This is a genomic window from Faucicola mancuniensis (genome assembly GCF_046523945.1).
Taxonomy (GTDB): Bacteria; Pseudomonadota; Gammaproteobacteria; order Pseudomonadales; family Moraxellaceae; genus Faucicola; species Faucicola mancuniensis.
The window spans coordinates 1,556,335-1,579,289 of record NZ_CP171363.1 but is presented as its reverse complement, the minus strand read 5'-3'; the positions used below and the strand labels follow the sequence as shown (position 1 = coordinate 1,579,289).

Below are 22,955 nucleotides of genomic sequence, written 5' to 3'. Positions count from 1 at the left end.
TTTAAATCACTATAAAAATACCGAATAATCATTTTTTTCACAAAAAATTTGCAAAATTTGCTATAATAATCGGTTATAAAAAAATATGATAAATAGGCAAATTTTATGACCGTTAGCGTTTTTAATCCTGCAACCGCCCCAAAACCAACACAACAAATCACGCCAGATTTTGTTGAAAGCACCCACCCAAAAGCCAAAAAAGTGTTCATAGAAACACAAGGCTGTCAAATGAATGTTTACGATTCAGAAAAAATGGCAAGCGTGCTAGGCGACTCCCATGGCATGGTTTTGACCGATAATATTGACGAAGCGGACGTGCTAATTATGAACACTTGTTCAATCCGTGAAAAAGCACAAGAAAAAGTGTTTTCGGGTCTTGGACGTTGGCGAAAATTAAAAGAAAAAAACCCGAATCTGGTTATCGGTGTCGGTGGCTGTGTCGCCAGTCAAGAAGGCGACAATATCCAAAAACGTGCCCCTTATGTGGATATGGTGTTTGGACCGCAGACCTTGCACCGTTTACCAGAGTTGTATGATAAATCCACGCAACAAGGCGACATCGCGCCAAAAAATCGCATTGGTGTGGTGGACGTGTCTTTTCCAAGTATTGAAAAATTTGACTTTTTGCCAGAGCCAAAAGTAGAAGGTTTTAAAGCGTTCGTGTCTATCATGGAAGGCTGTTCAAAATATTGCTCGTTTTGCGTTGTGCCTTATACCCGTGGCGAAGAGATTTCTCGTCCGCTTGATGACGTGCTTGCCGAGATTGACGCATTGGCACAGCAAGGCGTGCGTGAAGTGAATCTATTGGGGCAAAATGTAAACGGTTATCGTGGCGAAAAACATGACGGTACGATTTGCCGTTTTAGCGAACTTTTGTACTATGTTGCACATATTGACGGCATTGACCGCATTCGTTACACCACAAGCCACCCACTTGAATTTACTGATGACGTGATTGAAGCCTATGGCAAAATTCCTCAATTGGTTTCGCATTTGCATTTGCCAATTCAAAGCGGTTCAAACCGTATTTTGCAAGCGATGAAACGCAATCACACGGTAGATATTTATATTGAACAAATCCGCAAATTGCGTGAAATCCGACCAGATATTTTGTTATCTAGCGATTTTATCATCGGTTTTCCGAATGAAACGGACGAAGATTTTAACGAAACCTTACAGCTTGCCAAAGATTTGGATTTTGACCATTCTTACAGTTTTATTTATTCAAAACGCCCCGGTACACCTGCGTCTGACTTACCTGATAATGTCAGCCTTGAAACCAAAAAAGCCCGCCTAGCCGAATTTCAAGACGTGATTGTCAAATCCACTTGGCAAAAAACCCAAGATATGGTCGGCAAAACCGTGCGAGTGCTGGTAGAAGAACACGCTAGCCGTATCCCAGAACATTTGTTGGGTACAGCGGACAACACTCGCTCGGTGATGTTTAAAGGCGATGATGATTTGATTGGTAAATTTGTTACGGTTAAAGTTATCAGAGCGGTTAGTCCGCATTTGGTTGAAGGTGAATTGGCGGAAATTTTGGGTTAAGGGGTATTTTATGGCATTTAACAATAAGCAGTTATTGGCTGTAGGTGCGATTGTTGGTGGCATTGTATTGTTGCCTGTCGCTTTTGCGATGAAAGACGATATCAAAAGTAGCAATAATAGATCACTTGTTCAAGAGCGACAAGCACAACCGACCAATCATCAATCAAATGCGAATGGCACGCCGACTTGTGAATATTACGGCGTTGCGGGCAATGCAGGATTTTATCATTTTAAATTCCCAGAAGCGTCCAGTAGCGATTTGGTAACGGTAAACGGCTATAAAGTCCACCAAATGGCGGCAGGCGACTTAAAACGCATGATTGCTGATGCACGCAGTCAAGGCGTTACTTTGACGATTGGTTCGGCATTTCGTTCAGTTGACTATCAGCGTGGGATTGTTCAACGTAAAAAATCAGCAGGACAATCCATCAGTAAAATTTATTATGTGTCATCACCCCCCGGATTTTCGGAACATCATACAGGTTTGGCGATTGATTTTACGCCGATTAATCACAATTTTGCCAAAACCACAGGCTATCGTTGGTTACTCAACAATGCAAAAAATTATGGCTTTGAGCAAACCTTTACACCGACTTATTCTCGTGCGACAGGGATTTCAGAAGAGTCTTGGCATTGGAAATATACCAAAACCGTAGAAGCTAAACGTATGTTAGCCAATGGACAATGTTTTAATTTGCCAAAATCGCAATGGCGTGCTATCTAATAAATTGTAATGGTTAGTATCAAAAACATTGACTTTATTTGTTTAACTTTGTTATAGTTTGCACAATTTTAGCTTATCTATTGAACCCTTGTTTTTCAAGGGTTTTTTGTTTCATTTGACAATACCAAAATCAAAAATTATGCCAACCATCAATATGCACCAAAAACGCCTGTCTACTGCCCCGATGATAGATTGGAGTACGCCTGAGTTCTTAACTTTTGCTCGCCTATTTAATCCGCACGTCTATCTTTATACCGAAATGATAAGCACGTCTGCGATTTTGCAAGGCGATACCGACCATCATTTACGCTTTTTTGACAACGAACACCCAGTTGTATTGCAGTTGGGCGGTGCAAATCCGACTGACTTGGCAAAATGTGCCGAACTTGGGCAAGATTATGGCTATGACGAGATTAATCTGAATGTCGGCTGTCCGTCCGATCGTGTGCAACATTACAAAATCGGTGCGTGTCTCATGGCAGAGCCAAACCTTGTTGCCGACTGCGTCAAAGCCATGCAAGACAGTGTGAACATTCCTGTTACTGTCAAGCACCGCATTGGTATTGATAATTTTGACAGTTACGAATTTATGCGTGATTTTGTTGAAGCGATTGTCAAAGCAGGTTGCCGTCATGTCATCATTCACGCTCGTATTGCATGGTTACAGGGTTTAAGCCCAAAACAAAATCGAGAAATTCCGCCACTTCGTTATGATGATGTGTATCGTTTAAAACAAGATTTCCCCGATATTTTTGTGGAAATTAATGGCGGTATTACCACAGTTGATGAAATAAAAACTCATTTAAATCATGTAGATGGTGTGATGATTGGGCGTGAAGCGTATCACAATCCGTATATTTTGGCAGAAAGTATGGCGTTGTGGGGCGAAACAGTACCAAATCGTGCCGATATTTTTTATCAATTATTAGAATTTTTGGCGAATTGTGAGCAACATGGAAGACCTTTGACCGTGCTAATGCGTCACTATTTGGGCTTGTTTCAAGGGCTAAACGGTAGCCGAAAATGGCGACAAGCCTTAAGTGGACAAAAGTCTATTTCAATTGAGCAAATCAAAAATGCAGGTGAAGAAGTGTTACGCTTAAATGCCTAAATATTGTGCCATTGCCAAACCATTGTTCATCATATGTAACATTATCGGCAACAACAGCGACCCCGTGCGAATCCGAGCGTAGCTAAACAACATCGCCAACGCAAAAATCATCACCATTTCCACTGCTTCGTACTGCATATGCACCAGTCCAAACAGGATACTGGTAATCACACTCGCCCCCCAAATGCCAATCTTTGAACTTGCCAAACCCGACCAAATAAAGCCACGAAATATCAATTCTTCATAAATCGGCACAATCACCACAATCGCCACGATAAGCAACCATAACGGGTTGGCACTTATCGCCAATTCGTCCATAAACAGCATGGGTTCTCTATCCAGCCAAACGGTTATGCCATTGATAACCACGTTTAACAAAATCAACGCCACGCCAAAACCCAAAAAGTCTTTAAAACCAAAGCCTTTGATTGCCAAAAATTGTTTAACATTGCCCTTTTTAAATTTGATTGTAAAAAAAATACACAGCCACACACACAACAGCGTAACCAAAGCGGTTAAACTAATTATCGTGCCATTTTGTGTGCCTTGCAGGATTTGATTATCAAGGGATAAATTTGCCCCATTTGGCAAAAAAAATGGGGCAAAGAGCAACACGCCCAATACTTGGCTAAATAAAAACACAAAAAGCACAGTCAAAGATAAAATGACTGTACCTGTTAAACCGTACAATTTTTGCGTATTTGTCATGGGTTTTCTTGAGTTATTTGAGTTCTTTGCTGTCGTTTTGTAGTTTTGAGTCCATTTGATTGGCAAAACTTTCGCCCATGCCTTGACCGATTTGGGTGGCAAAACGCCCAAAAATCTGTTGCATTGGGTCTTTTTGGTTATACAAAACAGCCTTGTCCAGTTTTAATTCTTTTTCCAGTTTGCTTAAACTGCCCGCTTTATCAGCTAGCCCCAGTCCAATCGCCTGTTCCCCACTCCAAAACAACCCTGAAAATAGATGATTGGCTTCTGGGTCTTTTAAGCGATTACCACGCCCTTGTTTGACCGCATCAATAAAATGCTTATGCGTGTTGTCTAGCACGCCTTGCACATGGGTACGCTCAAAATCGGTCATCGGACGGGTTAGGCTCAAAATATCTTTATACTCGCCTGCGTGCATTGTGCCATCGGTCACGCCTGCTTTGTCCATCAGTTTTTCAATGTTATAGCTTGGCATAATCACACCGATTGAACCGACAAGGCTTGACGGATTGACCCAAATTTCGTCGGCTCCCACAGCGATATAATACGCCCCAGACGCACCAATATCTTCAATCACCGCATACAGTTTTTTGTCGGTATGCTCTTTGCGAAGCTCACGCATGGTCTGAAAAATCTCGTCCGACTGCACAGGCGAGCCACCGGGGGAATTAATCCGCACAGCGACCGCTTTGGCACTGTCATTTTCAAAAGCGTCTTTTAAGGCTTTGTTAATATCACGGCTGTTGGCTTCGTTACCAGAAGCAATCGCCCCTTTAACCTCCACCACAGCCAAATGTGGTTCGGTAACGCTTGCTGTCAAGGCTTTGGGATTGCCATCAGTTTGCTGACAACTGCGAGCCATCAAAGACCCCACCACGATAATATAACCAAAAGTCAAAAGTTTAAAAAACACACTCCAACGTCTGGCACGGCGTTGTTCTTGGATACTTGCCATCAAGGTTTTTTCAAGCAACTGCCATTCTTTGCCCGCATATTGGCTAGGGATTTGTTGATGGATTGGATTGTGTATCGGTTGTTGATTTTGTTGGTTTTGTGGTTTGTTAGGGTCTGGTAGCCAATTATCTGACATTTGATTATCCTAAAATAAAAAAATAAAACTCCATAATAAGGCTTTTGGCAAAAAATTACAATTGGTAACGTGTAATGATTGTTAGCGATTGTAATTTTTTCCCTATTTTTTAAATTTTTTTAAAAATCAAGGCTTAACATTTAACTGATATTCCACCACGCCCACATCATCACTTTGCAACACTTTGGGTTTCGCTTTTAAAGCCAACAAATCAAACTGATTGTTTTCATTGAATTTTTGATTATCAAATCGCCCTGTTACCACGTGCAACTGCTTAGGACTTGCCGATATCAACCAATCTTTGTCAAAACGTAACGCAAAGGGACTGATAAATAAATCAACATTGTCTGTTAAGCACGCCTTACTATACATCATCATTGACATTTGCATGGGCAAACTATCGCTCCCTGCACCAATAATACTAACTTGTTGATTTTGCTTGTTTTTATCATGAGAATTGATTTGTAAAAAACACGTTTGTAAGGCATGACGTTCTTTTTGGCTAATTTGACTGTCCGATAAATTTAACTGCCAACCTGTCAAAGCGGTCAAGCTAAAATCATCATCAGAAGCGATAACTTGCTCGGCACGGCATGATTTTGGCGTGATATTGTCAAATGTAAAGGCTTGATTTTGCTCATTTTTTAATGGTTTTATTGCGTCAAACCCTGCCAAATAATACTGCGAAATCGTCATTTTCCTTGCCAAATGTTGCACAATTTGATTGGTACTATCAGTCGGCGTTTGGCTAATCACGCCTGTGAGCGTATTCACATGATATTTTGCCAAAATCGGATAAATATCATTGTTTAACACTCGTTCGGTTTTTTCATTGTCATTACCAGTGGTTAAAATATTATCTTGTTGTTTTTGTTGGTTATTTTTTAATTTATTGGTATCTTGATAAATGCGTTTATTGTCAGATAATATCAGCCAACTTTGATTTTTTATTAATAATAACTGAATATTGATTTGAGTATTTTTTAACACGATTAGTTTTGGATTGTTTAGATTGTCTTGTTTTTGTGTGATAAAAATCAATGCTATCATGGCAAAAATCGGCAACATGAAAATTTTTGACAAAATGCCACGACTTGCCAAAATCACTGCCAATAACACGCATAAAATTGACTGACTTTGACTGATATAAACAAATAATTGTTTGGAAAAATCAAACTGTAACACAAAATCCAACACCGCATGAAACACCGCCAAACAACCGCCCAACACGCCCCAAATCACACCACCAAGCCCACTCACTACAGGCAATAAAGACAATATTCCTGCCAACATGTCCAACGGCACGACCACCAAACCCAAAAATGGCACAGCGAACAAATTCACCACCACGCTCACCAACGAAATTTTGCCAAAAAACCAAATCACAATCGGAAACATCAACACAAACAACCACAGTTGTAACTTAAACAACAACACAAACTCTTGTTTAATCTTTAGCCAAATTCGCTCAAATATTGAATTGTCTGATTGCCAAGTATCTGATTTTTCAAAGATTTGGATATTATTCATATTGCCAACTTGTTCACTAAATTTCATCAGCAAGCCGACCGCCACAAAGGACAACCAAAACCCAGCTTGTTGCACCGCAGTCGTATCCCACCACATCATCACAAGCCCCACCGAAGCCAGTAGTAAAAACGGACGATTGTTGATTAAAAATTGACTGGCAAGTGTGGTAAGTAGCAACAGCCAAAAGGTACGTTGTGCAGGCAACTCAAAACCGACCAACAAAGCATAAAACCACGCCACCAACACACTCACCCACAGCACCAACAGTCGGCTTGGCAGTTTGCATAGCAGATTTGGTAAAAAATATTTGACAAATGCCAACACCCACAGCGACACCACACTAGCGAGCATCAGCACATGAGGACCTGAAATCGCTAACAAATGGCTAATACCTGCTTGTTGATAGCGGTTTTTGATGTCGCTCATCATCAACGCCCTATCGCCTGTCAAAAGCCCCAACAAAATCGCATGATTGTTTAGATTTTTTTGAATCATAGTTTGGTTATCATGAATATTATCAGCTTGAATGGTTTTGATAAAATTTTGTTGGATATTTTGACGCAGTTGCCAACGTAGTTTTTCTATTTTTATCAATAAATTATCAAAAAGCTTGATATCTTTTGCCAAATTTTTTTCTAACATTGGATATTGATTAAGGTTAAATTCACTTAGGCTATTTTTATCCATCTGGGTAACGGTTGCTAAGGCTTGCACATGGCGTTGGCGTAGATAGTTGTTTTCATCAAAACCGATGGAAATGATTTTGGCATTTTTTGGTAAATTATCAAAATTTTGTTGATTAATTGGCATGATATCAAGGCTGACTTTAAGCATGTCGTTAGGTTTTAATTGCTTTAAAATTAGCTGATAATCAGGGTTTTTACTGATATCCACACTAGCTAACACATTGATATTGTTAATTTTTGTTAAAAGTTTGTCATCGCCTGCAAAGTCATCTACATGGATAATTTGCCAAATTTGTCTTGGATAGCTATTGCCAAAAATTGTTGGCTGATTGTTCACGTCAATGATTTGGCTAACACTGTCGCTTAATTGATTGACTTTGATAGTCGCAGTTAGGCTAAGTTTTTGTTTTAACAAGTTATTTTGGTATTGTTGATAATCATACAGACCAACGCTTAAACTGCTGATTAAAGTAAGCAAAAATAACCAAATAAGTAGCAAAGTTTTTGGTAGTTTTTGTTTGACAATATCAGTGATAGAAAATTGATTATCAAGGATAACTGATTGTTTTTGCACAAAAAAATAAACAATCATACTGATAAAAATAACGAACAAAAGTATATAATTTAGCCCTAAATGTGAAGCAAAATCTTGCTCTAATAGCGTGTTTATCGGCAAAAATTGACTAACAGGCGTTACCGCCAAAAAACCGATAATACTGGCTATCACAAGCACCCAAAGCATGGTTTTTCCTTTTTTGTTAAAATTGTTATGAATATCGTTTGAAAATACGCTATAGTAAACAATCTTTATTTTTTTACAATGTTTTTATGAAAAATTTTTATATTTTTACATCAAAGTGGTCTTTTTTTCGCTTGCTGTTGAGTATTACTGGTATTTTGTTGGTCATTTATACCTTATATTTGTTGATTGGTTTTGGCGTGTTGCATTTGGGTGTGGTGTTGCCTTTTTTTATTGGTGGATTTTTATTGATTCATGGGCTTTTTTGGCAAAAAATAGTTGATTTTTTACAAAAAAAATGGATTTTGAAGCGGATTTGGCAGTTACTTTGGGCAGTTTTTTTAGTTTGGTTTGTCAGTTTTTTGATATTTATCAGTTATTTAATGGCAAATTTACGCTACAGTCAGACGGCTGATTTTGACAATGTTAAAGCGATAATTGTGCTTGGGACAGGTTTTAAAAACAACAAACCCACGCCTGTGTTGGCAAGCCGTTTGGACAAATCGGCAAGTATTGCCAACAAAAATCCACAAACTTTGTTGATTTTGACTGGGGGCGTGGGTTTTAACAAAACGGTGAGCGAAGCGTCCGTCATGCGTGCGTATTTGCTTGATAAATATCGACTAAAAAATCCGATGGCGTTGGAAAGTAAAAGTATCAGTACTGAGCTGAATTTAAAAAATAGTCAAATGATTTTAGCAAATGCTAATATTCAGCTAAATGAGCCGATTGTGATTGTTACCAGTGATTTTCATACGCTTCGTGCGTTGGCGATTGCCAAAAAACAAGGGTTTGGCGATGTGATGACGGCTGGGGCGGTCACGCCTGTTTATATTCGTTATAATAATTGGTTGCGTGAGTATTTTGCGTTTGTGAGTGGTTGGGTGTTGGGCGAATACTAATGATTTGGACGATTTTTTTTGGGTTTCTGGCAACATTTGGGTAATTTTTGGCTTAAAATGACAGTTTTAGCAAAAAATCCTTACGTTTTTTATGGTTTTCGTATTATAATGTTGTCATCTGTAATTTTTTTTTGCATTTATCTGTTTACATTAGGTGATATTTAGCAAAGATTGAGTTACAATATGATTATGAAAATCGGAAGTTTAGGCAAGGTTGTCATTTTTTGATGATGTTTTGCAATTTTTAGATAAGCCAGCATTTGCAAGCCAACATGATTTAGATAAAAAGTTAAGTGGGGTTTGTAATTCGGTTTTTTGATTTGCAAATTTGCTGATAGGTTGCTTAAACTTGTTGATAACTTAGGCTGTAAAGGAAATCATCAAATGAATTTACAAACAACAGCAATACCTGCCACTGATGATTATGAAACTACATTGATTAAAATGTTTTCTATCATGGCAGTGGTGTACGGTATTATCGGTATGGGTGTTGGCGTATTTATTGCGTCACAATTAGCTTGGCCCTGGCTTAACTTTGGGATTCCTTGGCTAACTTTTAGCCATTTGCGTCCATTACACACCAATGCGGTGATTTTTGCATTTGGTGGTTGTGCATTATTTGCAACTTCTTATTATATTGTTCAGCGTACTTGTAAAACTCGGCTATTTGCTCCTTATTTGGCGTGGTTCACGTTTTGGGGTTGGAATTTGGTCATTGTGGCAGCGGTCATTACGTTACCATTGGGTTTGACAACGTCAAAAGAGTATGCCGAGCTTGAATGGCCGATTGATATTTTGATTACCCTTGTGTGGGTGGCTTATGCGGTAGTGTTTTTTGGCACGCTGATGATTCGTAAGACTTCGCACATTTATGTGGCAAACTGGTTCTTTGGTGCGTTTATTCTTGCGATTGCGTTGTTGCATATTATCAATAGTATGGCGGTGCCTTTGAGTTTTTGGAAATCTTATTCGTTGTTTGGCGGTGCGACCGATGCGATGGTGCAATGGTGGTATGGTCATAATGCGGTAGGTTTTTATTTGACTGCGGCGTTCTTGGGTATGATGTATTACTTTGTACCTGTGCAAATCGGTCGTCCTGTTTATTCTTATCGTTTGTCTATTATTCACTTTTGGGCATTGGTAACGTCTTATATGTGGGCGGGTGGACACCACTTGCATTATTCAGCATTGCCTGACTGGACTCAGTCTTTGGGTATGGTTTTCTCGTTGATTTTGTTTGCACCATCTTGGGGCGGTATGATTAACGGTGTTTTAACCTTGTCTGGTAGCTGGGATAAATTGCGTACTGACCCAATTATTCGTTTCTTGATTGTTGCGTTGTCATTCTATGCGATGAGTACGTTTGAAGGTCCAATGATGTCAATCAAAACGGTAAACGCCCTATCACATAACACTGATTGGACTGTGGGACACGTTCACTCTGGTGCGTTAGGTTGGGTTGGTATGATTACCATTGGTTCTTTGTATGTGTTAATTCCACGTTTGTGGAACAAAGAAAAAATGTATTCTATCAATTTGATTACGGTGCATTTTTGGTTAGCAACCGCAGGTACAGTTTTTTATATCGTATCACTTTGGATTTCTGGTATCGGTCAAGGCATGATGTGGCGTGCAACCAACCCAGACGGTACATTGGTGTATAGCTTCGTTGATACTGTATTGTTCTCACATTATCCATATATTGGTCGTGCGTTTGGTGGCTTATTATATGTATCTGGTATGTTTGTTATGGCGTATAATGTGTATAAAACCGTTACTATGCCTGATATGAAGCGTGTTGAGGTGGTGGACTCTACCCCTGTTGAAGACACGATTTTGACAAAACAAGCATAATGGAGGGACAATATGAAATTAAATCATGAAATCATTGAAAAAAATACGGGTCTTATGCTAATTTTGATTGTCATTTCAATTAGCTTTGCGACTTTGATTGAGATTGTTCCGCTGATTTTTACCAAAGATGTGAGCCAACCTTTGCCAAATATGAAACCTTGGACAGCCTTAGAGCTTGAAGGTCGTGATATTTATATCCGTGAAGGTTGTCATGTGTGTCATACGCAGATGATTCGTCCATTGCGTGCTGAAGTAGAACGTTACGGACCATACAGCCGTGCAGCAGAATCTGCATGGGACCACCCATTTTTGTGGGGTTCAAAACGTACAGGTCCTGACCTTGCCCGTGTGGGTAAACGCTACTCAGATGACTGGCAACGTGAACATTTAATCAACCCACAATCATTAGTACCTGAATCGGTAATGCCTCCGTTCCCATGGCTTGCAAAACGTGCCGTGAATGGTGAGCAAGTACAAGCAAAAATGCAACTGTTCCGTGACCGTTTTGGTCTGCCTTACAGCGATGCTGACATTGAAGGCGCACCTGATGCGGTACAAGGTAAAACTGAGCTTGATGCGGTCGTTGCTTATCTACAGCAACTGGGTACAGCAATGGAAGGACAACGCTAATGCTAGCTACATTACATAGTATAGCAACTGTTGCGGCATTCATTGCGTTTCTTGCGATTGTTTGGTGGGCTTACTCACCAAAAAATCGCAACCGATTTGAAGAAGATGCAAAGCTTGCGTTAGATGACGATATGATAAAAAATATCAATTCAGAACGCAGTAAGGATAAGAAATGAGCTTATTTTGGAGTTTATGGGTTACCGTTTTAACAATTGCCTGTTGGTTGTGGATTCTTTATTGGTTGGTCGGTACTTTAGGCTATCGCCCAAAAATGGAAGATGACGGCACTACAGGGCATGAATATGACGGTATCCAAGAGTATGACAAACCATTACCAAAATGGTGGTTGATTGTATTTTTTGGTACAATGGCGTGGAGTGTATTGTATTTCTTATTATACCCATCATTGTTGCCTCACGCTTGGAAAGGTATCACCACTGTTGAAATCAACGGTAGACAAGAACCTTGGACAAGTGAAAACGAGTTGCTGAGCGACTTGGAAAAAAACAACAAAACTTTTATCGGTACATTTGACAAAATCGTACAAGACCCAGCCGTAACTGCAAAACTTGCCAACTTGGATAAATTACAAGCTGAGCAACGCAAAAACGCTGAACCAAATGCCGATTTAAAAGCCCAAATTGACAAAGAATTGGTGGCTTTAGCACCAACGGTTGAAAAACTGTCAAAAGACCCACAAGCCGTAAAAATCGGACAACGTCTATTTTTACAAAACTGTGCATTGTGTCATGGTTCACAAGCCCGTGGTGCAGTCGGCTACCCTAACCTAACCGACAACGATTGGTTACACGGTGGTACACCAGAACGTATTTTACAAACCATTGAACACGGTCGCGTTGGTGCAATGGCATCATGGAAAAACCAAATCGGTGAAGACGGCGTTCGTGCTGCTGCCGAATATGTGTTGTCTTTATCGCCTGAACATGGCTCAAAAGCCAATGGCGAGCTAGACAATACATTGGTAACTCAAGGTAAAGCTATCTTTGACGCGAACTGTACGGTTTGTCATGGTAAAAAAGGTAAAGGTAATCCTGACTTGGGTGCACCGAACTTGACAGACAACACTTGGTTATTTGGTGGCGACCGTGAAACAGTACGTACAACCATTCGTGATGGTCGTGCAGGTGTGATGCCACACTGGGATAACAAACTTGGTAATCAACGCATTATGTTGTTAGCAAGTTATGTGTACTCATTGGGTGGCGGTCAGCCAGTTGCTGCAAAATAATTATTTTGTCACACAAAAAAGCGAGTCTGATGGCTCGCTTTTTTTATGATTTTTTTTTGGATAAAGTTTGAAAAGATATCGCAATTTTTGTGATTTTACGGTATTCTATAGCGTTTACAACTTTTTTCCTTAATTTTTCAAAAAGCAGAAAATTATGACACAATTAAGCCAAACTTACGACCCAAAATCCATTGAAACCACCCAACAACAAAAATGGGAAAACGACCAACGTTACAAAACCAACAACGAAAAAACCGACAAACCCACTCGCTATATGCTGTCAATGTTCCCCTACCCTAGCGGAAAATTGCACATGGGACACGTTCGCAATTACACGATTTCTGACGTGTTAAGCCGTTATTACCGTCTAAAAGGCTATGACGTTATGCAACCAATGGGTTGGGACGCTTTTGGCTTGCCTGCCGAAAACGCCGCTATTGCCAATGGCGTTGCCCCTGCCGATTGGACGTTTAGCAATATTGACAATATGCGTACGCAGTTAAAATCGCTGGGTTTTTCTATTGACTGGAGCCGTGAATTTGCCACTTGTACGCCAGAATATTACCGTTGGGAGCAGTGGCTTTTTATCCAATTATTCAAAAAAGGTTTGGTTTATAAAAAACTTGCCACCGTAAACTGGGACCCTGTGGATAATACCGTTTTGGCAAATGAGCAAGTCGTGGACGGTCGTGGTTGGCGTTCGGGTGCATTGGTAGAAAAACGTGAAATCCCAATGTACTACTACAAAATCACCACTTATGCTGATGAATTATTAAATGATTTGGATAAACTAGAAGGGCATTGGGCACCGCAAGTCATCACCATGCAACGTAACTGGATTGGGCGTTCCGAAGGTATGGAGTTGCATTTTCCATACGAGCTTGACGATGAACAAAAATCGCTAGACGTGTTCACCACTCGCCCAGATACTTTTATGGGCGTAACGTACGTTTCTATCGCACCTGAACACCCTTTAGCCACGCATTTGGCACAAAATAACAGCGAATTGCAAAACTTTATCGCTGAATGCAAAAAAGGCTCGGTTGCCGAAGCAGACGTTGCCAAAGCCGAAAAGTTAGGCATGGCGACAGGCTTTTTTGTCAAACACCCGATTACCCAAAAAGACGTGCCTGTGTGGATTGCCAACTATGTGTTAATGAGTTACGGCTCGGGTGCGGTCATGGGCGTGCCAAGCCACGATGAGCGTGATTTTGAATTTGCCAACAAATACGACATTCCGATTGTGCAGGTCATCACCAACGACCAAGCGACAGGCGATTATGACGATAAAAATTGGCAAGATTGGTACGCTGTCAAGGGAACTTGTGTCAATTCGGGTGAATTTGACGGTTTAAATTATCAACAAGTGTTTGATGAATTATTGGCAAAATTAGAACCGCAAGGGCTTGCCAAAAAAACCATTAATTTCCGTCTGCGTGATTGGGGGGTTAGCCGTCAGCGTTATTGGGGTTGCCCAATTCCTACCATTAACTGCGAGCATTGCGGAACTGTGCCTGTGCCAGAGAGCGATTTGCCTGTGATTTTGCCGACTGATGTCGTTCCAGATGGGCGTGGCAATCCGCTAAACAAAATGCCAGAATTTACCGATGTGAACTGCCCAGAATGCGGTAAACCTGCCAAACGTGAAACCGATACTTTTGACACTTTTATGGAATCAAGCTGGTATTACGCACGTTTTGCATCGCCAAATTATAATGAAGGCATGATTGACAAAACAAATGCCGATAAATGGCTACCTGTGGACCAATACGTTGGTGGTGTGGAACACGCTGTTTTACATTTGCTTTACGCACGTTTTTTCCACAAACTGATGCGTGATGAAGGCTTGGTCAATGGCGATGAACCGTTTGCTAACCTTTTGACACAAGGCATGGTCTTGGCAGGGACTTTTTACCGCCAAAATGATGACGGTAGCAAAACCTATTATTTTGCCGAAGAAGTCAGCTTATCGGCAGACGGCAAAACTGCTACGCTAAAAGCGGACGGACAGCCTGTCATCATTGGCAAAATTGAAAAAATGTCAAAATCCAAAAACAACGGTATTGACCCACAAGCCACGATTGACCAGTACGGTGCGGATACGGTGCGACTTTACACCATGTTCACCGCCCCTGCCGACCAGACGCTTGAATGGGTTGATGACGGCTTAAAAGGTCCGTTTAATTTCTTGAAAAAAGTTTGGCGTTATGCGGTTGATTTTAATAAAAATTTACAAGCACAAGGCAAAGCCCAACAAGATTTGGTAATTTCACAATTAAATGTAAAAAATTTAAGCAAAGAAACCAAAAATCTTCGCCGTAAAACACATGAAACTATTGCAAAACTTGATGACGATTTGGGCAATCGTTTGGCATTAAATACGCCTGTTTCTAGCCTAATGGAACTTGCCAACGAATTGACAGCGTTTGAAGTAAAATCATCTGATGATTTGTTAATTGCGAATGAAGCCTTAACAAGTTTGTTAGTGTTACTACAAATGTTCGCCCCACATATGGCGGAAGTGTTGCTAGAAAATCTAGGGTTAAATCCATTGGCGTTAAGCTATCCAAGCGTTGATAAGTCTGCATTGGTGCAAGATAGCGTTACGATGGTAGTGCAGGTGAATGGCAAAATTCGTGGTAAGTTGGAAGTTGCTCCAAATAGCGATGCGGAGTGGCTAAAAGCGGAAACGAAAAAATTGGACGGTGTGGTGAAGTTTTTGACAGGCGATATTGTTAAAGAAATTGTCGTGCCAAATAAACTTGTGAATATCGTGGTGAAAGGTTGATTTCTATTTAATAAAATTTCAATCGTTGTAAGTTGGGTGGTGAGAAGTACTGCTTCGGAAGGACACCCAACTTTTTATCCGATATTAAAGTTGTTGCACGCCAAGTTAGGAGAGCTAAATTCAAACCTTTTATGATAAATGGCGAGCCAACTTTCGCTTTCGTTCATTTACCGATTAAGTTAATAATACCACCAGCCCAATAACTTAGAATTTACAACAATCAAAAACTTAAACAAAAAAATACCCAGACGGTTGGAATCTGGGCAGGAGGAAAAAGTAAGACTTTTATTATTGTTATTATCTGTTAAAAACGCTCATACGAATTGGGTGTCGCATTTGGCATAATCATCCAAAGCACCAAATAAATCAAAATCCCCGGTACAGCCACACTGACAGTAGATACAATGACAAACAACAAGCGTGTCATGTTCGGACTCCAGCCCAAATATTCTGCGATACCACCCATCACGCCTGCAATCATACGATGATTGGTAGAACGGTGTAGTTTCATCAGTTTTGCCATGTTGGTTTTTCCTATTGGTTTTTCCTAGTTTTTTTGAAAGCTTTGAAGTGATAATCATTATACAAAATTTTTTTTAAAATTGGGTTGTTTCTTGTGTTGCTTTGGTAACAAAACTTTAGCAAAAGTTACGCTATCCTACTGTTTTTTATTTTTTATTCATGTAAAATAACAGCAATTTCGTATTTTAAAGGTTAAGGATAAATATATGTACGATGTCGGTTTTATGATTGGGCATTTTGAGCCATTGCATTTGGGTCATGTGCGTAGCGTGTTGCACGCTTGCGGACAGGTGAAAACCTTGTATTTGTTTATCACACCCCACCCAAAACCCAATCCAAATTTTAAGATTAATTTAAAAGACAAAGCACGTTGGCTAACAAATGCTTTTGCCGATTTGCCATTTGTTCATGTGGTGCTGTTGCCGGACGTGGTTACGCCCACTTATGAAGACGACCACAGCGGACTAAAGGCGGACAATGCCAATGCGATTTTGAGCGATATTTTACAGCGGTTTGACTTTTTGACAGTGAATGGACAAAAGCCGATTTTATTCGTTGATGAAACGCACCCTTTGGCAAATTTAAACCTTGTTACGCCGATTTTAACCACGCCAAGACAGACCGAATTTAACAGCACAAAAATCCACAACAATCCCGCCCTATATTGGCAATCCATTCACCCACACGCCCGCCCCAATTATACCAAGCTGATTACCATTGTCGGCGGTGAAAGCTCGGGCAAAACTACCTTGTTGCACAAATTAGCCAATTATTATGGAGCGAGTTTTTCGCTTGAGATGGGGCGGATTTTTGTGGAAACAGATTTGGGCGGTACGGAGCTGGGTATGCAGTACAGCGACTATCCGCTGATGGCAAGCGACCACGAGCAAGCCCTGCGACAGGCGAAAGAAAAAGCAACCGCACCGCTGACGCTTGTGGATACCGATTTTGTAACGACACAGGCATTTTGCGAAGTATATGAAGGCAAAACGCACCCATTTTTGACGGCGTGTATTGATGAGTTTCGCATGGATTATACCATTATGCTTGCGAGCAATACTGAATGGGTGGCGGATGGAATGCGGTCGCTTGGACAAACCGAGCAACGCAAAAGTTTTGAAAATCGCTTAAAATCTATCTTTGCACGTCATCAGATTGAACCGTATTTTATTGATAATCCAAATTATCATGAGCGGTTTTTGCAAACGGTGAGATTGATTGATAAGTTAATTTTTAAAGATTATCAAGAATAATTAATAAATTTAAGGAAAAATTATGCAAATTAAATTGTTAGATAAAATCACAGACGAATACCAAAAAGAATGGATTGTTACTTGGTTTTTTTTGAGTGTGTGTGCGTTGACGGCTGTTTTTTGGCAAACGACTGAGCATACGATCAAAGATTGGTTTTTTTTGGGCGTGTCGTTGGTGGGCTTGTTGTGCGTGGTGTCTTTAAGTTTTAGACGCAATGTCGCAGGTAATGGCTTGGGCATCCTTGCTACCGCAGGTGAAAGTATGGTGCAGGCGAATGCTGGCTCGGTGGGGCTGATGCTTGCTCCGATGTTTAACTTTTTTACCCATGCGTATGGCTTGTATTATTGGACAAAAAACATCGATGGCGATGGCAATATGTTGCCAAAATCGGCGAATAAAGCGGTTTGGGGTATCACGCTGACCTTTATTGTGATTGGGCTTGCGTTGTTTCCAACGGTGAATGATTGGCTTGCGTCAAAGGGCTATTTGGTGATTGATGATGACGGTAGTAAGTTTTTGGGTATGATTGATTTTTTTTGGATTAATGTGGTGGCGTTTGTGCTGTCTATCACTGCCCAAGCGACTATGATTATGCGGTATTCGTTTAACTGGTGGCTGTGGATTGCTGTGAATGCGGTGTGGCTGATTGTCAATTTGATGACACAAAATTATATTTTTGCCATTCAGACGATGGTGTATCAAGTCAATGCGATTGTGGGGCTATACGAGTGGCATCGCAGTGAAATCAATGCCAAATAAACTGTTTAAGCCATTTTAAACAATAAAAAACCAACGATTTTGCCGTTGGTTTTTTATTGGTTTTAAAAAAGTATTTATTATACATCTTTTAAAAACAAATTTCCAGTCATTTTTTTAACATTATCAGTCATAAATCCTTAATAAAATTGTTGATTTATTTGTAAAATACATATAATATACATATTAAGGAAATGTAACAACAATGTTATCAAAGTGAAAGTGGTCTGTGATGATATTGAAATTTTCTTAAATAAAATTGATTAGTTTTAAGTTTTTTATTTGAAACCAACGAGAGATTGATATGAACAAGCCTACCGCCAAAACGTTCCAATTAACTGCTTTAGCTTTAACATTGCTATTTGCAGGCTGTGCCCCAAAATCACAAAGCGATGCCGCACCTGCCAAAGCACAAGCCACCGCTTCCGCCAGTAGCACCGCCACAACCACTACCAGCAGTGAATCTACCATAACTGACGATGCCAATCTACCTGTGATTGATGCGGTGATTACCCATGCACCCCAAGTACCGCCACCGATTGACCGTAACCACCCTGCCAAAGTTGTGGTAAAAATGGAAACGGTTGAAAAAGTCATGCGTTTGGCTGATGGCGTGGATTATCAGTTCTGGACCTTTGGCGGACAAGTACCGGGGCAAATGATTCGTGTGCGTGAAGGCGATACCATTGAAGTCCAATTGTCAAATCACCCAACGTCAAAAATGCCACATAACGTGGACTTCCACGCTGCAACAGGGCCTGGCGGTGGTGCAGAAGCGTCATTTACTGCACCGGGTCATACTTCAACCTTTAGCTTTAAAGCGTTGCAACCAGGTTTATACGTTTATCACTGTGCGGTTGCCCCTGTGGGTATGCACATTGCCAACGGTATGTACGGTTTGATTTTGGTTGAGCCAAAAGAAGGTTTGCCAAAAGTGGATAAAGAATACTACGTCATGCAAGGCGATTTTTATACCAAAGGCAAATACGGTCAGCAAGGTTTACAACCGTTTGATATGGACAAAGCGATTGACGAACGTCCTGATTACGTTGTATTTAACGGTTCTGTCGGTTCATTGACAGGCGAGAATGCTTTGACTGCCAAAGTTGGCGAAAATGTGCGTCTATTCGTGGGTAATGGTAGCCCAAACAAAGTATCATCATTCCACGTGATTGGCGAAATTTTTGATAAAGTAAAATTTGAAGGCGGTAAAGCGGTCAATGAAAATATCCAAACCACGCTAATCCCAGCAGGTGGTGCGGCGATTACCGAATTTAAAGTTGATGTACCAGGCAACTATGTGTTGGTAGACCACTCAATCTTCCGTGCCTTTAACAAAGGGGCGTTGGGTATCTTAAAAGTGGAAGGGGAAGAAAATCCATCTATCTACTCACATAAACAAAAAGATACCGTGTATCTGCCAGAAGGTGCACCACAAGCAATTGACAATGCTAAAGCACCAGAAACCAAAACGCCAACGGACTTAAAAGAACAAGTTGCCGCAGGTAAAGCGACCTATGACGCCAACTGTGCTGCTTGCCACCAACCAGACGGTAAAGGCGTGCCAAATGCATTCCCACCATTGGCAAGTTCTGACTTCTTAAACGCTAACCACAAACGTGCAGCCAGCATTGTGGCAAATGGTCTATCAGGCAAAATTACAGTGAATGGCTCAAGCTATGACAGCGTCATGCCAAGCGTTTCGTTGAACGACCAACAAATCGCCAACGTGGTAACGTATGTGTTAAACAGCTTTGGCAACAAAGGCGGTCAATTAACAGCCGAAGATGTGGCAGAAGCCAAAAAAACCAAACCAACGCCATAAGTGATTAATTTAACATTTATTAAATAATCCTTTATGTTAATATTGTAAACGACCGCCCGTGCAATATGTGGTGGTCGTTTTTTAAAATTAAAATAGGAATGGATTTGTGAAAACTTATATCAAACATATTGGGGTAACAACGCTTTGTCCTATTGCTATGCTACTCATAGCGACAATCAGCCACGCTAACACACCAAAATCAGGCGAAATGGCAAAAATTAACGGTGGCACATACCGCCCATTATACCTAAGTAAAGACAGCCCTATGGTCTCAGTCAAACCGTTTCGCATGGATAAAATGCCTGTAACCAACGAAGAATATTACGCCTTTGTCCAATCAAAATCCAAATGGCAAAAACAAAATATTGCTAAACTGTTTGTTGAACCAGACTATTTAAAACATTGGCAAAAATCAGGCAACAGCTACAAACCGAATACAGCCGACCTCAAAAAACCTGTCGTCTATGTATCATGGTACACCGCCAACGAATATTGCAAAGCCCAAGGCAAACGCTTGCCAACGGTCGCTGAATGGGAATTTGTCGCCCAAGCATCACAAACTCGTGTCAATGGCAGTGCCGAAAAAGGCTACAACCAAAAAATCCTAGACTGGTACGCCAAATCGTCTACAAAACCCTTGGGTAATGTCGGACAGGAAAAACCCAATATTTGGGGTGTATACAATATGCACGGCATGATTTGGGAATGGACAAAAGACTTTAACAGCAACCTTGTAACAGGCGAATCCCGCTCGGATAATACCTTAAACCAAGAAATGTTCTGCGGTTCGGGTGCGGCAGGTGCGGTAGACCCATCGGATTACGCCGCCTTTATGCGATATGGTTTTCGCTCAAGTTTGCAATCAAAATTCACCTTAGCCAGCCTTGGTTTTCGCTGTGCGGCTGATGGGGTTTAAATATTTTAACATTTTAAGGCTGGGTTACGCCTTGCTAACCCACTCTACAAAACGATAATTTTTTTTATTTCTCAAAACTTTTTTAAAAAGGACACCACTATGAAAAAATTACTTGCCATCTCAATCACTGCTTTATTATTAACCGCTTGCCAACAAGCCAATCAACCTAACCCATCTGCTAGCACTGACAGCCAAGCTCCTGCAAGCTCGTCTCACGCAGATATGCACCATGACATGAACCACGATATGCACGCTTCAACAGCAAGTGCCACACATGGCGACATGGCTCACGGCGGACATAAGCACGTGGATTTGGGCGTAGCAAGCACCCCTGCTCCAGCGTTGAGGGAGTCGGTTTATTTGGTAGAAGGCAACTGGAAAAACCAAGACGACCAACCTTTTAAACTGGACACTTTACAAGGCAAAAAACAAGTGGTCGCCTTTATTTATACCAACTGTAACCAAGTTTGTCCGATTATGATGAAAACCATGATTGACTTACAAAAAAAATTGCCTGAAGACGTGCGTGCCAAAACAGGCTTTTTGGTGGTGAGTTTTGACCCAGAACGCGATAGCCCAAAAGTGTTAAAAAACTTTGGCGAACATTATAAAGCCGATGATAAATGGGTATTTTTGAACGGTAGCGATGATGATGTGCGTATGCTTGCCAACACCATGAACATTCGCTATCAATTTGCCGAAGGGGGCATGATTAACCACTCAAATGTGATTAGCGTGCTTGATGAGTCTGGTAAAATGATTGAACAAGCGATTGGCAACAGCCAAGGCGAAGCCAAAATTATCGCAGCCGTGAGTAAATAACCCAAACAATCAAAAATGTGCTATTGGATAAATAGCACATTTTTTTATCACTCATACCGCAAAGTTTGTGCAGGTTGGATACTGGCGGCACGTCTGGCAGGATAAATGGTCGCCAAAAAGCTAATAGCTAAGGACGCAGACACGATAATCAGCACGTCTTGCCACTCTAATTGTGATGGCAAATAATTGACAAAATAAGCATCAAACAAATGCAAATTCATCGCTGTATTAATCCAACCGACCACATGACTGACCGACAATGCCATCACCACACCAAGTATCGTTCCCGCAATCGTCCCAACCACACCGATAAACAAGCCTTGCACCATAAATACTTGGGTAATCAGTTTTGGCGATGCGCCAAAAGTTTTTAAAATGGCAATGTCCGCTTTTTTGTCCGTTACTAACATGACAAGCGATGATACAATGTTAAACGCCGCCACCAAAATAATCAAGAACAACAACAAGCCAACCATCGCTTTTTCCATTTGAATCGCCCCAAACAGATTGCCATGCGTTCTTGTCCAGTCGCTTGGCAATAATAATTCTGGTTGCAAGTTTGCCGCTTCGCTTGCGACCCTTTGTGCAACGAATAAATCGTTTAATTTCATACGGATACCTTGAGCCCCATCAGGCAAACGTAGCAGTTTTCCCGCATCACTCATCGGCACAAACGCCATGATACTGTTCACTTCTGGGCTGATGTCATAAATGCCCGATACGGTAAAACGTTTAAAACGGGGAATAACCCCTGCTGGCGATGGCGATGCTTCTGGCAATACCAGCGTAACTTTATCGCCGATTGCCAAATGTAGCGAATCCGCCATATCTTGGCCAACAACAATGTTAAAACTGCCTGTCTTTAACTCGTCAATATTGCCAGCATTCATATGCTCGTGGATAATGGACACATTTTTTTCATATTCAGGCTCAACGCCAGTTACCATCACGCCTGCGACCTGTCCATTTGCGGTCAGCATACCTTGTAACTGGATAAACGGAGCGACCGCCTCCACATTTTTTATCTCGTTGATGTCTTTGGCAAGCGGTTGCCAATTTGGGATAATCTCGCCTGCGGTCACAGTCGCCTGTGGCACCATACCCAAAATACGGCTTTTTAACTCACGGTCAAAGCCGTTCATCACCGATAACACGGTAATCAGCACCGCCACGCCAAGCGTCAGCCCAATCATAGAAATCAAAGAAATAAACGAAATAAAGCGATTACTCCGCTCGGCACGGGTATAACGCAATCCCAAAAACAAGGCTAAAGGACGAAACATAATTTTTCAACTTGATTT

The 22,955-nt window shown here is 41.0% G+C and carries 19 protein-coding genes; 14 read left to right on the top strand and 5 right to left on the bottom strand.

Annotated features, from left to right (window positions below; translation table 11 throughout):
- Positions 1 to 105 precede the first annotated feature (105 nt).
- The 3 genes from miaB (at position 106) to dusA (ending at position 3,383) form a co-directional block, all read left to right on the top strand.
- The gene (miaB, locus tag ACGTJS_RS07760) at positions 106 to 1,548 is read left to right on the top strand and encodes a tRNA (N6-isopentenyl adenosine(37)-C2)-methylthiotransferase MiaB (protein ID WP_410471655.1); all 1,443 of its coding nucleotides are present in this window, start codon (positions 106 to 108) and stop codon (positions 1,546 to 1,548) included.
- Between the two features lie 10 nt (positions 1,549 to 1,558).
- Positions 1,559 to 2,272, top strand: coding sequence for a M15 family metallopeptidase (locus ACGTJS_RS07755; RefSeq protein ID WP_410471654.1), 714 nt, complete (start codon positions 1,559 to 1,561; stop codon positions 2,270 to 2,272).
- Positions 2,273 to 2,411: 139 nt separating this feature from the next.
- On the top strand, positions 2,412 to 3,383 hold the full coding sequence (gene dusA, locus ACGTJS_RS07750; protein ID WP_410471653.1) for a tRNA dihydrouridine(20/20a) synthase DusA: 972 nt from the start codon (positions 2,412 to 2,414) through the stop codon (positions 3,381 to 3,383).
- Here the strand turns inward: dusA and ACGTJS_RS07745 are convergent.
- From ACGTJS_RS07745 to ACGTJS_RS07735, 3 genes are all read right to left on the bottom strand, one after another.
- Entirely contained in the window at positions 3,372 to 4,091 is a 720-nt protein-coding gene (locus ACGTJS_RS07745) for a CPBP family intramembrane glutamic endopeptidase (protein WP_410471652.1), read from the bottom strand. The two genes, dusA and ACGTJS_RS07745, sit on opposite strands and share 12 nt — an antisense overlap.
- A gap of 13 nt (positions 4,092 to 4,104) precedes the next feature.
- Positions 4,105 to 5,181, bottom strand: coding sequence for a signal peptide peptidase SppA (gene sppA / locus ACGTJS_RS07740; protein ID WP_410471651.1), 1,077 nt, complete (start codon positions 5,179 to 5,181; stop codon positions 4,105 to 4,107).
- A 126-nt stretch (positions 5,182 to 5,307) separates the two neighbouring features.
- Entirely contained in the window at positions 5,308 to 8,139 is a 2,832-nt protein-coding gene (locus ACGTJS_RS07735; protein WP_410471650.1) for a ComEC/Rec2 family competence protein, read from the bottom strand.
- 380 nt (positions 8,140 to 8,519) lie between these two features.
- Between ACGTJS_RS07735 and ACGTJS_RS07730 the strand changes: the two genes are divergently transcribed.
- The 6 genes from ACGTJS_RS07730 (at position 8,520) to leuS (ending at position 15,559) form a co-directional block, all read left to right on the top strand.
- Positions 8,520 to 9,038, top strand: coding sequence for a YdcF family protein (locus ACGTJS_RS07730; protein WP_410471649.1), 519 nt, complete (start codon positions 8,520 to 8,522; stop codon positions 9,036 to 9,038).
- Positions 9,039 to 9,422: 384 nt separating this feature from the next.
- Positions 9,423 to 10,892: a cytochrome-c oxidase, cbb3-type subunit I gene (gene ccoN / locus ACGTJS_RS07725; protein ID WP_315043449.1), complete on the top strand. Its 1,470-nt coding sequence runs from the start codon at positions 9,423 to 9,425 to the stop codon at positions 10,890 to 10,892.
- Positions 10,893 to 10,904: 12 nt separating this feature from the next.
- A complete protein-coding gene (ccoO, locus tag ACGTJS_RS07720) occupies positions 10,905 to 11,522 on the top strand; it encodes a cytochrome-c oxidase, cbb3-type subunit II (RefSeq protein ID WP_315043447.1) in 618 nt (205 codons plus the stop codon).
- Positions 11,522 to 11,698 (top strand): cbb3-type cytochrome oxidase subunit 3, encoded by a 177-nt coding sequence (locus tag ACGTJS_RS07715; RefSeq protein ID WP_410471648.1) that lies wholly within the window; start codon positions 11,522 to 11,524, stop codon positions 11,696 to 11,698. The genes ccoO and ACGTJS_RS07715 overlap by 1 nt, the downstream gene beginning before the upstream one ends.
- The gene (gene ccoP, locus ACGTJS_RS07710) at positions 11,695 to 12,771 is read left to right on the top strand and encodes a cytochrome-c oxidase, cbb3-type subunit III (RefSeq protein WP_410471647.1); all 1,077 of its coding nucleotides are present in this window, start codon (positions 11,695 to 11,697) and stop codon (positions 12,769 to 12,771) included. The genes ACGTJS_RS07715 and ccoP overlap by 4 nt, the downstream gene beginning before the upstream one ends.
- Before the next feature lie 154 nt (positions 12,772 to 12,925).
- Positions 12,926 to 15,559: a leucine--tRNA ligase gene (gene leuS, locus ACGTJS_RS07705; RefSeq protein ID WP_410471646.1), complete on the top strand. Its 2,634-nt coding sequence runs from the start codon at positions 12,926 to 12,928 to the stop codon at positions 15,557 to 15,559.
- A 304-nt stretch (positions 15,560 to 15,863) separates the two neighbouring features.
- Here the strand turns inward: leuS and ACGTJS_RS07700 are convergent, their stop codons facing one another.
- On the bottom strand, positions 15,864 to 16,082 hold the full coding sequence (locus ACGTJS_RS07700) for a PspC domain-containing protein (RefSeq protein WP_410471645.1): 219 nt from the start codon (positions 16,080 to 16,082) through the stop codon (positions 15,864 to 15,866).
- Positions 16,083 to 16,287: 205 nt separating this feature from the next.
- Between ACGTJS_RS07700 and nadR the strand changes: the two genes are divergently transcribed.
- The 5 genes from nadR (at position 16,288) to ACGTJS_RS07675 (ending at position 21,654) form a co-directional block, all read left to right on the top strand.
- Positions 16,288 to 17,334 (top strand): multifunctional transcriptional regulator/nicotinamide-nucleotide adenylyltransferase/ribosylnicotinamide kinase NadR, encoded by a 1,047-nt coding sequence (gene nadR, locus ACGTJS_RS07695; RefSeq protein ID WP_410471644.1) that lies wholly within the window; start codon positions 16,288 to 16,290, stop codon positions 17,332 to 17,334.
- A 22-nt stretch (positions 17,335 to 17,356) separates the two neighbouring features.
- The gene (gene pnuC, locus ACGTJS_RS07690) at positions 17,357 to 18,094 is read left to right on the top strand and encodes a nicotinamide riboside transporter PnuC (protein ID WP_410471643.1); all 738 of its coding nucleotides are present in this window, start codon (positions 17,357 to 17,359) and stop codon (positions 18,092 to 18,094) included.
- A gap of 301 nt (positions 18,095 to 18,395) precedes the next feature.
- Positions 18,396 to 19,916, top strand: a complete 1,521-nt coding sequence (gene nirK / locus ACGTJS_RS07685) for a copper-containing nitrite reductase (protein ID WP_410471642.1) — start codon at positions 18,396 to 18,398, stop codon at positions 19,914 to 19,916.
- Between the two features lie 106 nt (positions 19,917 to 20,022).
- Entirely contained in the window at positions 20,023 to 20,832 is an 810-nt protein-coding gene (locus ACGTJS_RS07680; RefSeq protein WP_315042797.1) for a formylglycine-generating enzyme family protein, read from the top strand.
- A 99-nt stretch (positions 20,833 to 20,931) separates the two neighbouring features.
- The gene (locus ACGTJS_RS07675; RefSeq protein ID WP_410471641.1) at positions 20,932 to 21,654 is read left to right on the top strand and encodes an SCO family protein; all 723 of its coding nucleotides are present in this window, start codon (positions 20,932 to 20,934) and stop codon (positions 21,652 to 21,654) included.
- A 47-nt stretch (positions 21,655 to 21,701) separates the two neighbouring features.
- On the opposite strand, the gene ACGTJS_RS07670 is transcribed toward ACGTJS_RS07675, so the two are convergent.
- Positions 21,702 to 22,937: a lipoprotein-releasing ABC transporter permease subunit gene (locus ACGTJS_RS07670; protein ID WP_315042801.1), complete on the bottom strand. Its 1,236-nt coding sequence runs from the start codon at positions 22,935 to 22,937 to the stop codon at positions 21,702 to 21,704.
- Positions 22,938 to 22,955 lie beyond the last annotated feature (18 nt).

Excerpts from the sequence above, each read along its gene's own strand:
- miaB (WP_410471655.1), top strand. The coding sequence starts at position 106 with ATGACCGTTAGCGTTTTTAATCCTGCAACCGCCCCAAAACCAACACAA.
- ACGTJS_RS07755 (WP_410471654.1), top strand. The coding sequence starts at position 1,559 with ATGGCATTTAACAATAAGCAGTTATTGGCTGTAGGTGCGATTGTTGGT.
- dusA (WP_410471653.1), top strand. The coding sequence starts at position 2,412 with ATGCCAACCATCAATATGCACCAAAAACGCCTGTCTACTGCCCCGATG.
- ACGTJS_RS07745 (WP_410471652.1), bottom strand. The coding sequence starts at position 4,091 with ATGACAAATACGCAAAAATTGTACGGTTTAACAGGTACAGTCATTTTA.
- sppA (WP_410471651.1), bottom strand. The coding sequence starts at position 5,181 with ATGTCAGATAATTGGCTACCAGACCCTAACAAACCACAAAACCAACAA.
- ACGTJS_RS07735 (WP_410471650.1), bottom strand. The coding sequence starts at position 8,139 with ATGCTTTGGGTGCTTGTGATAGCCAGTATTATCGGTTTTTTGGCGGTA.
- ACGTJS_RS07730 (WP_410471649.1), top strand. The coding sequence starts at position 8,520 with ATGGCAAATTTACGCTACAGTCAGACGGCTGATTTTGACAATGTTAAA.
- ccoN (WP_315043449.1), top strand. The coding sequence starts at position 9,423 with ATGAATTTACAAACAACAGCAATACCTGCCACTGATGATTATGAAACT.
- ccoO (WP_315043447.1), top strand. The coding sequence starts at position 10,905 with ATGAAATTAAATCATGAAATCATTGAAAAAAATACGGGTCTTATGCTA.
- ACGTJS_RS07715 (WP_410471648.1), top strand. The coding sequence starts at position 11,522 with ATGCTAGCTACATTACATAGTATAGCAACTGTTGCGGCATTCATTGCG.
- ccoP (WP_410471647.1), top strand. The coding sequence starts at position 11,695 with ATGAGCTTATTTTGGAGTTTATGGGTTACCGTTTTAACAATTGCCTGT.
- leuS (WP_410471646.1), top strand. The coding sequence starts at position 12,926 with ATGACACAATTAAGCCAAACTTACGACCCAAAATCCATTGAAACCACC.
- ACGTJS_RS07700 (WP_410471645.1), bottom strand. The coding sequence starts at position 16,082 with ATGGCAAAACTGATGAAACTACACCGTTCTACCAATCATCGTATGATT.
- nadR (WP_410471644.1), top strand. The coding sequence starts at position 16,288 with ATGTACGATGTCGGTTTTATGATTGGGCATTTTGAGCCATTGCATTTG.
- pnuC (WP_410471643.1), top strand. The coding sequence starts at position 17,357 with ATGCAAATTAAATTGTTAGATAAAATCACAGACGAATACCAAAAAGAA.
- nirK (WP_410471642.1), top strand. The coding sequence starts at position 18,396 with ATGAACAAGCCTACCGCCAAAACGTTCCAATTAACTGCTTTAGCTTTA.
- ACGTJS_RS07675 (WP_410471641.1), top strand. The coding sequence starts at position 20,932 with ATGAAAAAATTACTTGCCATCTCAATCACTGCTTTATTATTAACCGCT.
- ACGTJS_RS07670 (WP_315042801.1), bottom strand. The coding sequence starts at position 22,937 with ATGTTTCGTCCTTTAGCCTTGTTTTTGGGATTGCGTTATACCCGTGCC.